Annotated in this window: 14 protein-coding genes and 1 pseudogene; 8 read left to right on the top strand and 7 right to left on the bottom strand. The window is 62.4% G+C overall.

All coding sequences use genetic code 11. The features are described 5' to 3' along the window. Positions 1 to 41: 41 nt before the first annotated feature. The 3 genes from K2W61_RS12325 to K2W61_RS12315 form a co-directional block, all read right to left on the bottom strand. Entirely contained in the window at positions 42 to 1,079 is a 1,038-nt protein-coding gene (locus K2W61_RS12325) for a hydroxyacid dehydrogenase (RefSeq protein ID WP_236755723.1), read from the bottom strand. A 2-nt stretch (positions 1,080 to 1,081) separates the two neighbouring features. Then, positions 1,082 to 1,750 carry an RraA family protein gene (locus K2W61_RS12320; protein ID WP_236755721.1) on the bottom strand — a complete coding sequence of 223 codons (669 nt, stop codon included), beginning with the start codon at positions 1,748 to 1,750 and terminating at the stop codon, positions 1,082 to 1,084. Between the two features lie 132 nt (positions 1,751 to 1,882). Beyond that, the gene (locus tag K2W61_RS12315) at positions 1,883 to 2,782 is read right to left on the bottom strand and encodes a LysR family transcriptional regulator (protein WP_175132239.1); all 900 of its coding nucleotides are present in this window, start codon (positions 2,780 to 2,782) and stop codon (positions 1,883 to 1,885) included. A 168-nt stretch (positions 2,783 to 2,950) separates the two neighbouring features. Here K2W61_RS12315 and K2W61_RS12310 point away from each other — a divergent pair, with 168 nt between their 5' ends. Continuing rightward, positions 2,951 to 4,108 (top strand): alpha-hydroxy acid oxidase, encoded by a 1,158-nt coding sequence (locus K2W61_RS12310; RefSeq protein ID WP_236755719.1) that lies wholly within the window; start codon positions 2,951 to 2,953, stop codon positions 4,106 to 4,108. A gap of 60 nt (positions 4,109 to 4,168) precedes the next feature. After that, positions 4,169 to 4,280 (top strand): annotated as a pseudogene (locus K2W61_RS12305) (IS481 family transposase); the annotation flags it as partial. Positions 4,281 to 4,379: 99 nt separating this feature from the next. Here the strand turns inward: K2W61_RS12305 and K2W61_RS12300 are convergent. Next, the gene (locus K2W61_RS12300) at positions 4,380 to 4,916 is read right to left on the bottom strand and encodes a carboxymuconolactone decarboxylase family protein (protein ID WP_175132237.1); all 537 of its coding nucleotides are present in this window, start codon (positions 4,914 to 4,916) and stop codon (positions 4,380 to 4,382) included. A gap of 130 nt (positions 4,917 to 5,046) precedes the next feature. Here K2W61_RS12300 and K2W61_RS12295 point away from each other — a divergent pair, with 130 nt between their 5' ends. From K2W61_RS12295 to K2W61_RS12285, 3 genes are all read left to right on the top strand, one after another. Beyond that, positions 5,047 to 5,976: an AraC family transcriptional regulator gene (locus K2W61_RS12295; protein WP_236755717.1), complete on the top strand. Its 930-nt coding sequence runs from the start codon at positions 5,047 to 5,049 to the stop codon at positions 5,974 to 5,976. 199 nt (positions 5,977 to 6,175) lie between these two features. Beyond that, complete coding sequence (locus K2W61_RS12290) at positions 6,176 to 6,559, top strand: c-type cytochrome (protein WP_236755716.1); 384 nt, start codon at positions 6,176 to 6,178, stop codon at positions 6,557 to 6,559. A 107-nt stretch (positions 6,560 to 6,666) separates the two neighbouring features. Continuing rightward, entirely contained in the window at positions 6,667 to 7,089 is a 423-nt protein-coding gene (locus K2W61_RS12285; protein WP_236755715.1) for a DUF3995 domain-containing protein, read from the top strand. A gap of 239 nt (positions 7,090 to 7,328) precedes the next feature. Here the strand turns inward: K2W61_RS12285 and K2W61_RS12280 are convergent, their stop codons facing one another. The 3 genes from K2W61_RS12280 to K2W61_RS12270 are packed head-to-tail and all read right to left on the bottom strand — an operon-like array spanning position 7,329 to position 9,069. Beyond that, positions 7,329 to 8,168: an MBL fold metallo-hydrolase gene (locus K2W61_RS12280; RefSeq protein WP_236755714.1), complete on the bottom strand. Its 840-nt coding sequence runs from the start codon at positions 8,166 to 8,168 to the stop codon at positions 7,329 to 7,331. Positions 8,169 to 8,189: 21 nt separating this feature from the next. Next, on the bottom strand, positions 8,190 to 8,516 hold the full coding sequence (locus tag K2W61_RS12275; RefSeq protein WP_175132233.1) for a hypothetical protein: 327 nt from the start codon (positions 8,514 to 8,516) through the stop codon (positions 8,190 to 8,192). Then, entirely contained in the window at positions 8,509 to 9,069 is a 561-nt protein-coding gene (locus K2W61_RS12270) for a sugar ABC transporter (protein ID WP_236755713.1), read from the bottom strand. The genes K2W61_RS12275 and K2W61_RS12270 overlap by 8 nt, the downstream gene beginning before the upstream one ends. Before the next feature lie 158 nt (positions 9,070 to 9,227). Between K2W61_RS12270 and K2W61_RS12265 the strand changes: the two genes are divergently transcribed. The 3 genes from K2W61_RS12265 (at position 9,228) to groL (ending at position 12,564) form a co-directional block, all read left to right on the top strand. After that, the gene (locus tag K2W61_RS12265) at positions 9,228 to 10,133 is read left to right on the top strand and encodes a LysR substrate-binding domain-containing protein (protein ID WP_175132231.1); all 906 of its coding nucleotides are present in this window, start codon (positions 9,228 to 9,230) and stop codon (positions 10,131 to 10,133) included. Between the two features lie 465 nt (positions 10,134 to 10,598). Next, positions 10,599 to 10,886: a co-chaperone GroES gene (gene groES / locus K2W61_RS12260; RefSeq protein WP_175132230.1), complete on the top strand. Its 288-nt coding sequence runs from the start codon at positions 10,599 to 10,601 to the stop codon at positions 10,884 to 10,886. 37 nt (positions 10,887 to 10,923) lie between these two features. After that, positions 10,924 to 12,564, top strand: coding sequence for a chaperonin GroEL (gene groL, locus K2W61_RS12255; RefSeq protein WP_175132229.1), 1,641 nt, complete (start codon positions 10,924 to 10,926; stop codon positions 12,562 to 12,564). Positions 12,565 to 12,602 lie beyond the last annotated feature (38 nt).

The raw sequence follows: 12,602 nt of genomic DNA, 5'->3' as shown, positions 1-12,602 counted from the left end.
ATTCGCGCTTTTCGATGCGGGCAGGGACCCATGCCGTGTTGTCATGCCAGGTTTGCGATGCGTTTGGCCGCCAGCGGCCAGGCCTCCGGATTGACGAGTTGCGGTGGACGTTCGCCGCGCAGCATCGCAACGAGCTGCGTGGCCGATGAACGGGCGACATTGCGCCGGGCTTCGTGGGTGACGCCGGCGGTATGGAAGGTGGCGACAACATTGGGCAGACCCAGCAGCGGGGCGCCGCGTTCGGGCGGCTCCTGTTCCCAGACGTCCAGTCCCGCGCCGCGCAGATGCCCGGCGCGTAGCGCGTCGTGCAGCGCCGCTTCGTCATGGATGCCGCCGCGCGCGGTCGAGATGAACACCGCGTCGCGCTTCATGGCCGCGAAGGCCTTTGCGCCGAACTGGCCGCGCGTGGAGGCGTCCAGCGGGCAATGCAGCGACACCACATCGGCCCGCGCCAGCAATTCGTCCAGCGACACCGGTTCCGCGCCACGGCTGCGGATGGTGTCGGCGGACAGCAGCGGATCGTGCGCGATCACGCGCAGGCCGAAGCCGCGCGCAATGCGGGCGACGCTGCTGCCGATCTTGCCGATGCCGACCAGGCCGAGGACCAGGCCATGGATCTCATGGCCCATGAGGTCCTCGCGCGTAAAGCCGGCGTCGTGGCGCAGGCGATGGTGCGATTCCACCACGCGGCGCTGCACGGCGAGCAGCAGCGCGTACGTGTGCTCGGCCACGGACTCCGCGTTTGCCCCCGCCTGATTGACCACGGCGATGCCTGCCGCGGTGCAGGCCGCCACGTCGATGGTGTCATAGCCCGCGCCGCCGGACGAGACACATACCAGGTCCGGGCATTGCGAGATCAGTTCGGCATTGACGAACCATTGCCGCGGCAACTCGTCCTTGGCCGCGGAAACGTGATACGCATGGGCCGACTGCAGGCCGGCCAGCGTGCGGGCATCGTCGCCCCTTGCCGGCAGCACCGACAGCGAGACACCGGGCGTGCCGCCGATGATCTCGTCGAACACCGGATTGAGCCAGAGATCCAGGCGGCAGAGCCGGGCAGTCTTGGGATGGGACGCCACGCTCACAGCACGCCTCGCGCCTTGAGCGTGGCATCGACCCAGGCGCGGTCCAGCGTTCCGCGCGCGATATCCTCCAGCACTCGGGCTTCCGCCGCGGCGATCGCGCGCACGCGCGCCGCGATAGCGGGCGCCTCGTCGGGACGGATGGCCAACAGACCGTCGGCATCGCCCACCAGCAGGTCGCCGGGCAGCACCACCATCCCGTCGACCGCGACCGGCACATTGATGGCGCCGGGGCCATCCTTGTAGGGACCGCGATGCGCGACCCCGCGCGCATAGACGGGAAAATCGCCCGCGCCGATCGTTTCGCTATCGCGGATGGCGCCGTCGATCACGAAGCCGGCCAGCCCGCGCCGGGCCGCCCAACCCACCATGATCTCGCCGATGATGGCGTTGTTCATATCGCCGCCGGCATCCACCACGATCACGTCCCCCGGCTCGGCGGAATCGATCGCCTTGTGGACCATCAGGTTGTCGCCCGGCCGCGTGCGCACGGTGTAGGCACGGCCAAGGATACGGCGCGAGCGATGCATCGGGAGCAAGGCCGAGGTGCCGGTCGCGCGGCTCATCGCATCGCTGATGTTGGCCACGGCCAGCGCCTGATAGGCCGCGAGCGTCTCGCGGCTGGGGCCGGCAGGACATTCCTGCAGGGTAAATCCGAACTCCGACATGACGCCTGGTCTCCTTGGATCGTTGTCCGGGAAGACTCTACGCCGGGCTCAAGGCGGTTTAAAGCGAATAATTTGATGTGGAAAACAACGCTTTTTGGAAAATGTCGCGCACGTCGCACGCCGGCGCCCGGGCTAGATCATCCCGGCGGGCGCGTGGAAGTCCAGACACGCCTGCGCGTGTGCGCGCAGGCTTTCCAGCATGGGCCGCGTGTCGTCGCGACGCCATTGGAAGGTATAGGCCAGGGGAGGCAATGGCGGAAAGCGCGACAGTGGCTGCAAGTCGCCGCGCTCGATCAAAATCCGGGCCCAGGCGGCGGGCAGGAAGCCCAGCCCCAGCCCTTGCCGCAGCATGGCGGCAATGCCTGACCAGCTGTTGCAGCATTGATTGCGGCCCGGCGACACGCGCTGCTCGGTCAGCCAGTCGTCGAGGATGCGGATCGCGCCCGAGCTTTGCGGCAGGGTGATGAGCGTCAGGCCTGGCAGGTCGGCCGGTTCGAGCGCGGCCGCATCGGGCACGGCCCGAGCCGACACCACCCATTCGAAGCGGGCGCTGCCGATCACGCGCGAGGCGAGCGATGCCCGGGACGACGGGCCCGCGATCACAGCGAAGTCGAGCTCGCCCTCCTCCAGCCCGCGCTCGACCAGTTCGCCCACGCCCACGAAAGGCTCGACCAGCAGATTGGGGTGAGCCTGCTGGATGACGTCGATCAGTCCGGCCATCCACGTCATGGCGGTCAGCTCGCCGGCGCCGAAGCGGCATCGGCCGGAGTAGCTGAGGTTGTCACTGGCCTGTTGCATGAACTGGTCCGCATTGCGCAGCAAGTCCTTGGCATGGGGTACCAGTTGCTCGCCCAGCGCGGTCAAGCTCGCACTACGGGCGCTGCGGCTGAACAGCGCGGCGCCGATCGAGGATTCCAGTTCGCCGATCCGCTTCGACAACGACGACACCGAAATATTCAGGCGATTCGCGGCGATGGCGAAGTTCTTGCAGGTGGCGGCCCAGTAAAAGGCCTCGAGTTGCTTGAGCGTCATGGGAGTAAAGGCCGGGCGGCGGCAGGCGATTGAGCACGAAGAAAAGTGTAATAAGGGACTTCAATAAAGTCACTTTATTCAAACCTCGGCCCGGCCTATAGTCATTCGCCGTAACCGATGACCCTTGCGCGGCGGCGTGCCCGCCGAGCGCCGCCAGGAACCCCAGCCATGCCAGATCCGCTGCGCCACATGCTCAGCCTGCACGACTTCGAAGACGCCGCCCGGCGGATTCTGCCCAAACCCCTGTTTGCCTATGTGTCGGGCGCGGTGGAAGACGGGCAGTCCGAGCGGAGCAACCGGCAGGCCTACGGCGAGTACGGGTTCCGTCCGAAGGTGCTGGTGGACGTGTCCCGCCGCGGCACGCGCTGCACGGTACTGGGCCGCGAATACGCGGCGCCCGTTGGCGTGGCGCCCATGGGAATTGCCGCGCTCACGCGCTATCGCGGGGACGTGGTGCTCGCCCGCGCGGCGGCCGAGGCAGGCGTGCCCTGCATCATGAGCGGTTCTTCGCTGATCCGCCTGGAAACCGTGATGGAGGCGGCGCCCGGGACCTGGTTCCAGGCCTACCTGCCCGGCGACAGCGCACAGATCGCCGCCTTGATCGATCGCGTCGCCGCCGCCGGGGTGGACACGCTGGTGCTGACGGTCGACACACCGGTCACCGCCAACCGCGAAAACAACGTGCGGGCGGGCTTTTCCACCCCGCTGCGGCCGAGCGTCAGCCTGGCCTGGCAGGGCCTCACGCACCCCCGCTGGTTGATCGGAACTCTGCTGCGCACGCTGGCCCGCCACGGCATGCCGCACTTCGAAAACAACTACGCCACGCGCGGCGCGCCGATTCTGTCCAGGCATGTGCTGCGGGATTTTTCCGATCGCGGCCACCTGAACTGGCGGCACATCGCCGCCATACGCAAGACATGGAAAGGCAGGATGGTGTTGAAGGGCATCCTGCACCCGGACGATGCGCGCACCGCCCGCGCGCACGGCATGGACGCGATCATCGTGTCCAACCATGGCGGCCGGCAACTGGACGGCAGCCTGGCGCCCTTGCAGGCCCTGCCCGCGGTGGTGGACGCCGCGGGCGGCATGGAGGTCATGCTCGACAGCGGCGTGCGGCGCGGCACAGACGTGCTGAAGGCGCTGGCGCTTGGCGCGCGCTGCGTATTCGTCGGCCGTCCATTCAACTACGCGGCCACGGTGGCCGGCCAGCGCGGCGTGGCCCATGCCATCGCGCTCATCACCGAAGAGGTGCGACGCAACATGGGCCTGCTCGGTATCGTCGATCTGCGGGAGGTCAACGAGAGCTTGCTGCAACGCGCCCGATGAGTTGTCATGGACCTGGCGTGTACGGAGAGGGTATTCACCTGACAGGTGACCACCTTGGGGCGTGGCAACGGCGTCGTCGAACGGCTGCACCGCACCTTGCTGGATGAGCACATCCGCATTACGAGGCCGCATGACCTGGCATGAATCGATTGACCAGATGCAGCCCGATCTGCGGGACGTGTCCACCGGGCTGCTTGAGCAAGTCGGAACTCATGACCGCTCGATTACTAACATCGACGCTATCCAGGAAACCCGGTGGATCACCTGCGCCTCAATCTGCGGCGGGAAAATCCACGGGAGTGTCATTGACCCGGTTGAAAAGATTGGTGAAGGTAATGCTTGCCACCGCCAGCAGAGTGTCCACAATTTGCGCATCGCTGTAACCCGCCCGCTTCACCTCGGCCAATACCTCCTGCGAGGCGGTGCCACGAGTCGACACCAGTGTGCGCACGAAATTGGCCAGCGCGTCGAAACGCTCCTCGCCCGATGGCTCGCCCTGGCGCACGGCCAACATCGCTTCGCGGCTCAGCCCTTTCTTCCGGCCCATGAGGGTATGCGCGGCCAGGCAATAGTCACAACCCGCTGCCTCGCTGACGGCCAGCTTGACGACTTCGATCTCACGCGCATCGAGGCTGCTCTTGCCGAGGGCAGCATCCAGCTTCAGTGCCGCTTCCAACGCAATGGGGCTGTTATTGCCGATGACCTGGTAGGCATTGGGCACCATGCCCACGGCGCTCTTGATTGCGGAAAACAGTTCGGCAGACTGGCCAGTGGCTTCGGAAAGGGCTTGCGTATACAGACGGCTCATGATGATTCCTTGTGGTGATCGGTTCGGTGACAGCTCGTGCTGACATGAACCCAGTGTATGGCGCTCACTTCGGATGATTAATGCTTGAATCACTCTACAATTTGCTTTTTCGTCTCAACGTTCTTTCCTGATGGATACCCTCAGCCGGCTTTTGTCGCTCTATCCCATGCAGGGGTCGCTTGATGTTCGCTGTCACTTCCGTGCCCCGTGGGTCATTGATCATCCTGCCGCGGCGCCAGGTGTCGTGCCCTATCACCTGGTACTGAGCGGAACCGCGTGGCTGGATGGGTCAGACGAAACCGCTACGCCGCTCAATATCGGCGACGTCGCCCTCTTTCCCAGAGGTCGGGCGCATCGTCTTTACACCGGGGCACCAGCCGACGCATCGCCGAGTCGCCTGGTCCCTTCCGTGTCGTCGCTGATGCAGCGGGTCAATGACGGAGATGGGCCGGTGACGGACATACTCTGCGGCGAATTCGCACCAATTTCCGGTGTGCCGAATGCGATGGTGGCGGCGTTGCCGGATACGGTCGTGATTCGAGGCGATGCGCACGCTAGCGGTATTGCCGATCTGCGGGCGTTGATTGATATGCTGCGCAAAGAAACGGAGACGCCGCGCCCAGGTTCGGACATTGTGGTCTCTCAACTGGCTTCGGTGCTGTTCGCCCTACTGATCCGTGCGTGGCTAGAACAAGCGCCTGCGGTATCAGGGCTCTACGCGTTACTGGGTGAGCGCCGTCTGCAGCCTGCACTGCACGGTATGTTGGCCGCCCCCGAAAGAGACTGGTCGCTTGAAGACATGGCGCGCGAGTGCAATATGTCGCGCGCTACGTTGGCACGGCTGTTCCAGCAAGTTTCAGGAACAACGCCGGCAGTGCTATTGCTGCAAACGCGTATGGCACACGCCAGTGCCATGCTCAAACGCGGTGGCGTTTCGGTCGCAGCCGTTGGGGAGGCTGTCGGCTACCAGTCAGAGGCCGCCTTCCACCGCGTGTTCAAGCGATACTTCGGTATCGGTCCCGGCAAATACCGACAAGGTATCGCAGCACAAATTAACTGACCTCATCGCCATCAAGGCTTAGCGTTGAGACGTGCGCCCCCGGATGGACGCTGTCGTCGCTCAGGTCGTCCAGGTCGCGCGGGTCGGGACCTCGTGTCACGCAATGCCCGTAATCGGCCAGAAGCGGCCAAGACGAGCCATTCCTAGCTTAGGAGTCTATACTCGGCGCCCCGCCAATTTGCGTGATAAGCCAGGGCCCATGAAAGCAAGAGAATTACTCATCGCTACGCTAGGAACGTTGGTTTTGACTCAACCGTCGCCATCCTTCGCAGAAAACATCAACGGAAAGGCTCTCTACACGCAGAGATGCGCGATGTGCCACGGTGCAGATATCAAGGGCACAGGGCCATTGGCTAAGAAAAGCAATCCTCCCACGCCTGACCTCACAACTGCTGCGTTCAAAAAGCGGCTCAATGATTATCCTGGCGTCATTGTCTCGTCGGTAATACTTCGTCCGAACGGAGACCTGATTCCGAGAACGTTGAGGGAGAACGGCGTAAAGCTGGCGCCGCACTCCTGGAGCGTTCAGGATTTTCGCGATTTGAACAAGTACATGAGCGATGTGATTTCCAAGAGCCGATAACGGCGCGTTGACCACCTGACCGCTTGCCAATGACCGGCTCGTCCCTACCGATCATTCTCAGTAATTCCGGGGCACAATCACGCAGGTTCCAACTTTCTGAAATCATCATGCAAGCCACCATTGCCGCCTTGACCTGTGCCGTGTTCGTCGTGCTGTCGCTGTGGCACATCTACTGGGCCCTGGGCGGTCGCGTCGCCTACCAGATCGCCTTGCCTGTTAAAGACGGAAAGCCCCTGTTTCGGCCGTCTGCGCTGGGGACATTCGTGGTGGGTTTGGCATTGATGGCGTTTGCCGGGCTCGTTGCGGTTAACGCGGGCTTACTGAACACACTTGGGGCGCCAACCTGGCTACGCTGGGCTGGCGCTGTGCTGGCGCTGGCTCTGCTCGGACGGGCAATTGGCGACTTCCGCTACGTGGGATTGTTCAAGCGGTTTGGCGGCGAGCCCTTCGCCCGGTTGGACACGTACGTGTTTTCACCACTGTGCCTACTGCTGGCCGCCGGCGTGGCGGCCAGTGCCTGGCAAGGATGAGAGAGTAACGGGTTGGCGGCGCCCGGCCAGAAACGGACAACGCGCATTCGGGTAGCCGCTTAACCTGAGCAGGTTCCGCTGGGTCAATACAGGTCAGCATCGTGCGAGCACGGCGCGAACCGGTGCCGCGCCGGCTGACGGCGTTCAGTGATTTTCTGTTTGATCGCTGGCAGCAAGCACCATGGGATCATTGATCTCATTCCTCGCTGCTGGCTGATCCCAGACATCTCTACCGGGCGCTAAGCCTCATAGGAAATCTCGTAGCGCGTACCTTTGCGCTCGATGTTTCCGAATCCAAGCTCGCCAAGGTGCATGCCAGCGATAAGGATATTGTCCGAGCTAACAACATCCAACAGTTTTGATCGTGTTTCGGCGGAGAGAATCGGATCTTGGTCGAATGCAATGGATACGTCGGGACGCGCAATCTGGATCTGGGGGAAATGAACGATATCCCCCCAAACCAGCAGACTACGATCATCGGATTCGATGCGATAACCGGAATGTCCTGCGGTATGCCCCAGAAGGGGCACCGCACTAATGCCGGGGAGAACTTCGCTATCAGTGAATACGCGCGTCCTCTCCCGATACTGATCGAACACCTTCCGAGCAAACAGGAAGTTGCCACGAGCCCGCTCACTCGCTCGGCTGAGGTTGCCATCATCCTTCCAGAAAGAAGCCTCACGCTGGTGGATGACTAACTCTGCATCGGGAAAGGCAGCTTCCCCTGACGCGTCAAGCAGCCCCCCAACATGGTCGGGATGGGCATGCGTCAGAAGAATGGTGTCGATGTCAGCGGGCTGCACACCAGCAAGTGCGAGATTCGCGATCAACTTTCCACCCCATTGCTTGAACCCACCCGCCCCTGCGTCGATGAGGATCGTGCGACCCCTTCCACGCACCAGATAGCAGTTGATGTGGATCGAGGATGGGTCGCTCACGCCTGCGTCCTGCTGCAACTTGGACGCCTCCATAGGATCGATATTGGAGAGAAGATCCAGACTTGCAAAAAGGTATCCGTCACCGACGGCCGTGATCGAAAACTCGCCGATCTGCTGGCCTGGAAATTTCATTTTTTTCATTGTGGCGCTCCTTGCGCGTCATCAGTTCCGCGCGCAGATGGCAGGGGCCGGATAGCCGAAGCAACGGATGCGCGCCGTTAGCCCCGTATGGCGCTTTATGGCCTCATCCAGTCGCGCCATGAAGGCGTCCATGACCGATGGCGTTCTGAGCGGTTCGAGGCGGTATTTGATTTCCGCGTAAGCAGGATGCCCGCGCCCCTGGCGAACAGCGACATAGATGACATGCACGTTGTCCAGCGCAGCCTGGAGGACGTCCGTGCAAAGCCGAGTGCATCGTTCGGTGAGTTCCGCCAGATTCGCTTCGGGCGGCATCCTTTCCGCCTGGATGAAGATCGTCAGGTTAGGCATGTCGATTCTGCCCCTGCGTCTGGGGCACTGCGCCATGGCCACTCGTCAATTGCGGGGTCATCGGGGCATAGAGGTACACGTCCTTCGGAAGGGTTTCCACACTAAGACCGATGGCGCTATCCAGCTTCGCCAGCCACCTGTTTTCAGGGAATTTCTCCAATGCGACGGCCCGCATCAGATCCGGCTTTAGCCCCATCTCGATGAGCGGCTCGGGACCGACTGCGCTGACGATCAGATGGTCTCCTTCACCGATGGCAGGCGCGCGTTCAAGGCCGCCATAAAGATTGCGGTGCCAATCGGTGATGTGGTGCTGCCAACGAGCGAAATTGCCGCCACCCTTCTGGCGGTACTCATCGCCCTCAAGCACGGACAAACCGTCGATGGAGTGCATGGCCAGGTAGACGGGGCAGCCAAGGCTCAACGCCTTGAATCGCTGCGAGGTATGGAACCCGCTTACTGAAATAAGCGCGGGCAGCTTTTCCAGGCTGTAGAAATCATTCCACTCCGCTTCGCTGGCTGGGTCGGCAAAGCTGCACTCGACGGTATAGATCATGGGTGACTCGCTACCGGACTTCTTGTGCGTCCGGCCCTCTTTGTTGATGTTCCGTCATGGTATGACCTTGATATCCGCGCATAAAACGATTATTCGGTATGCTTCAGTGATAAAAGATCAAGCTAAGCTGGATCACCAGCTTCAGAACGGGAGCGCTCATGCGAAGGAAGATCCCCAGCAGCACGGCACTGACCGCATTTGAAGCCGCCGCCCGCCACGGCAGCTTCGCGCGCGCGGCAGAGGAACTGTCTCTGACTGAAGGAGCCATCAGTCGCCAGATTGGCAGGCTGGAAGCCTTCCTCGGGGTCACGCTGTTCGAGCGGGTCGGCAATCGTGTGCGCCTCCTGCCCAACGGAGAGCGTTACGCGGCCCAAGTCCGCGAATCGCTTGACCGCCTGGATCGGGACAGCCAGTACTTGATGGGGCAGCCGAGCGATGGCGCGAGCCTGGACATTGCCACCATCCCCACGTTCGCGATGCGATGGCTCATTCCTCGCTTGTCAAGATTCCAACAGAAACATCCGAACATCACTGTGCATCTTGCCGAGCGCATGGACCCCTTCGTCCTAGCCGGGAGCGGATTCGATGCCGCCATCCATTTCGAGCATCCCGCGTGGGCGGGTATGCATCTGCATCACCTGCTCGAAGAGGTGCTGGTGCCCGTGTGCAGTCCGGCGCTCCTCGAGGACGCCGGTGCAAACACGTCACTGGATGCACTGCCACGCCTTCACAGGCGGCAAAATCCGGACGCCTGGCAGCTCTATGCCCAAGAGTCCGGCTTCGTGCTGACGAACTCTGCGGTCGGTGCCCGTTACGATCTCCATTCCATGCTGATTGAGGCAGCGCTAGCCGGCTTGGGCGTGGCATTGGTGCCGCGCCTTTACATCGGGACAGAGCTTGAACAAGGCCGTTTGGTAACGCCCTGGCCGGACGGTAAAGGGGTCTCCAAGAACTTCTGCCTCGTTCTTCCCGAGCCAATCGAATTGAGTGCAGGGCCGCTTCAGGCATTTGCGACATGGATTCTCGAAGAAGCCCGAGGCGTAGCTCTTCAGGGCCGCACCTGATTCAGCGCGCCTCGGCCAAACGGGTCGGCTTCGGTTTAAGGGCTGCTTCGGGTCGAAAGCGGAAGTTCTCTGAAAGCGGGTTGAGCCTATCGCTCACCCGTGACGACCCAGTGCCAAGAAATTCTCAAAAAAAAACGGACTCGGGGCTAAGTACCTTAGGGGCTGAAATCGACCCAAGTGCCAGATCTGCTTTGGGCCGACACATTTTGGTTAATCTCAATCGGCATGACGCAACTGCCAAGTTGAGTGGCGTTCGACGTCCATGAACCAAATCTCAAGTTCGATGAAATTCGACAAAACAGGGACGCACTTCCCCGACACCTCGCCCAAATGTAACAGCGTGCCCCTCCCCCCTTGAACCCCGCGACATCATCCCTATAATTAGCACTCGACTCCGGTGAGTGCTAACAATCCTCCCGGGCCCAACCGATCATTCACTTTCTTCTTTAGTAACAGGAGTTCCTCATGGCCTTGCGTCCCCTGGGCGATCGCGTGATCGTCAAACGCCTCGAAAACGAGCGCAAGACTGCGTCGGGCATCGTCATCCCCGACAGCGCCGCTGAAAAGCCTGATCAAGGTGAAGTCGTGGCCGTCGGCCCCGGCAAGAAGACCGAAGACGGCAAGATCCTGCCGGTCGACCTGAAGGCTGGCGACAAGGTTCTGTTCGGCAAGTACGCCGGCCAGGCCGTCAAGGTCGATGGCGAAGAGCTGCTCGTCATCCGCGAGGACGAAATCCTCGCCGTGGTGCTGTAAACCCTGCCTCAAACGAATTTTCGAAGGAAGCTAACAAATGGCTGCCAAGCAAGTACTGTTCGGTGACGACGCCCGCGTGCGCATCGTCCGTGGCGTGAATGTCCTCGCCAACGCCGTCAAGACCACCCTGGGCCCCAAGGGTCGCAACGTCGTGCTGGAGCGCTCGTTCGGCGCCCCGACCGTGACCAAGGACGGCGTCTCCGTCGCCAAGGAAATCGAACTGAAGGACAAGTTCGAGAACATCGGTGCCCAACTGGTCAAGGACGTTGCCTCCAAGACCTCCGACAACGCCGGTGACGGCACCACCACCGCCACCGTGCTGGCCCAGGCCATCGTTCAGGAAGGCCTGAAGTACGTTGCCGCCGGTTTCAACCCGATCGACCTGAAGCGCGGCATCGACAAGGCCGTCGCCGCCGCCGTCGCCGAACTGAAGAAGCAATCCAAGCCGGTCACGACCAGCAAGGAAATCGCCCAGGTCGGCTCGATCTCGGCCAACAGCGATTCCTCGATCGGCCAGATCATCGCTGACGCGATGGACAAGGTCGGCAAGGAAGGCGTCATCACCGTCGAAGACGGCAAGTCGCTGGAAAACGAGCTGGACGTCGTCGAAGGCATGCAATTCGACCGCGGCTACCTGTCGCCCTACTTCATCAACAGCCCGGAAAAGCAAGTCGCCGCGCTGGAAGACCCGTTCGTCCTGATCTTCGACAAGAAGATCAGCAACATCCGTGACCTGCTGCCGGTGCTGGAACAAGTCGCCAAGTCGAGCCGTCCGCTGCTGATCATCGCCGAAGACGTCGAGGGCGAAGCCCTGGCGACCCTGGTGGTCAACAACATCCGTGGCATCCTGAAGACCACCGCCGTCAAGGCCCCGGGCTTCGGCGACCGCCGCAAGGCCATGCTGGAAGACATCGCCATCCTGACGGGCGGCACGGTGATCTCCGAAGAAACCGGCATGTCGCTGGAAAAGGCCACGCTGGCCGAACTCGGCCAGGCCAAGCGCATCGAAGTGGGCAAGGAAAACACCACGATCATCGACGGCGCTGGCGACAGCAAGTCGATCGAAGCGCGCGTCAAGCAGATCCGCGTCCAGATCGAGGAAGCCACCTCCGACTACGACCGTGAAAAGCTGCAGGAACGCGTGGCCAAGCTGGCCGGCGGCGTTGCCGTGATTCGCGTCGGTGCTGCCACCGAAGTCGAAATGAAGGAAAAGAAGGCTCGCGTCGAAGACGCCCTGCACGCCACGCGCGCTGCGGTGGAAGAAGGCGTTGTGGCCGGCGGCGGCGTGGCCCTGCTGCGTGCCAAGCAAGCCATCACCGACCTGAAGGGCGACACGCCTGACCAGAACGCCGGCATCAAGCTGATCCTGCGTGCCGTCGAAGAGCCGCTGCGCACCATCGTCACCAACGCCGGCGAAGAAGCCAGCGTCGTGGTCAACACCGTGCTGCAAGGCAAGGGCAACTACGGCTACAACGCCGCGACCGGCGAGTACACCGACCTGGTCGAGCAAGGCGTGCTGGATCCCACCAAGGTGACCCGCACCGCCCTGCAAAACGCCGCCTCGGTCGCCAGCCTGCTGCTGACCGCCGAAGCCGCCGTTGTGGAACTGGCCGAAGACAAGCCCGCTGCCCCGGCCATGCCCGGCGGCATGGGCGGCATGGGCGGCATGGACTTCTAAGCCCCGCTTCCCCTGCAAGGCCTCCCCGGCTTCGGCCG

It is taken from the genome of Achromobacter pulmonis (genome assembly GCF_021733725.1).
Classification (GTDB): domain Bacteria; phylum Pseudomonadota; class Gammaproteobacteria; order Burkholderiales; family Burkholderiaceae_B; genus Achromobacter; species Achromobacter pulmonis.
The sequence above is the reverse complement of the archived record's forward strand: the minus strand, read 5'-3'. Positions and strand labels throughout refer to the sequence as shown.

Excerpts from the sequence above, each read along its gene's own strand:
- K2W61_RS12320 (WP_236755721.1), bottom strand. The coding sequence starts at position 1,750 with ATGTCGGAGTTCGGATTTACCCTGCAGGAATGTCCTGCCGGCCCCAGC.
- K2W61_RS12315 (WP_175132239.1), bottom strand. The coding sequence starts at position 2,782 with ATGACGCTCAAGCAACTCGAGGCCTTTTACTGGGCCGCCACCTGCAAG.
- K2W61_RS12310 (WP_236755719.1), top strand. The coding sequence starts at position 2,951 with ATGCCAGATCCGCTGCGCCACATGCTCAGCCTGCACGACTTCGAAGAC.
- K2W61_RS12300 (WP_175132237.1), bottom strand. The coding sequence starts at position 4,916 with ATGAGCCGTCTGTATACGCAAGCCCTTTCCGAAGCCACTGGCCAGTCT.
- K2W61_RS12295 (WP_236755717.1), top strand. The coding sequence starts at position 5,047 with ATGGATACCCTCAGCCGGCTTTTGTCGCTCTATCCCATGCAGGGGTCG.
- K2W61_RS12290 (WP_236755716.1), top strand. The coding sequence starts at position 6,176 with ATGAAAGCAAGAGAATTACTCATCGCTACGCTAGGAACGTTGGTTTTG.
- K2W61_RS12285 (WP_236755715.1), top strand. The coding sequence starts at position 6,667 with ATGCAAGCCACCATTGCCGCCTTGACCTGTGCCGTGTTCGTCGTGCTG.
- K2W61_RS12280 (WP_236755714.1), bottom strand. The coding sequence starts at position 8,168 with ATGAAAAAAATGAAATTTCCAGGCCAGCAGATCGGCGAGTTTTCGATC.
- K2W61_RS12275 (WP_175132233.1), bottom strand. The coding sequence starts at position 8,516 with ATGCCTAACCTGACGATCTTCATCCAGGCGGAAAGGATGCCGCCCGAA.
- K2W61_RS12270 (WP_236755713.1), bottom strand. The coding sequence starts at position 9,069 with ATGATCTATACCGTCGAGTGCAGCTTTGCCGACCCAGCCAGCGAAGCG.
- K2W61_RS12265 (WP_175132231.1), top strand. The coding sequence starts at position 9,228 with ATGCGAAGGAAGATCCCCAGCAGCACGGCACTGACCGCATTTGAAGCC.
- groES (WP_175132230.1), top strand. The coding sequence starts at position 10,599 with ATGGCCTTGCGTCCCCTGGGCGATCGCGTGATCGTCAAACGCCTCGAA.
- groL (WP_175132229.1), top strand. The coding sequence starts at position 10,924 with ATGGCTGCCAAGCAAGTACTGTTCGGTGACGACGCCCGCGTGCGCATC.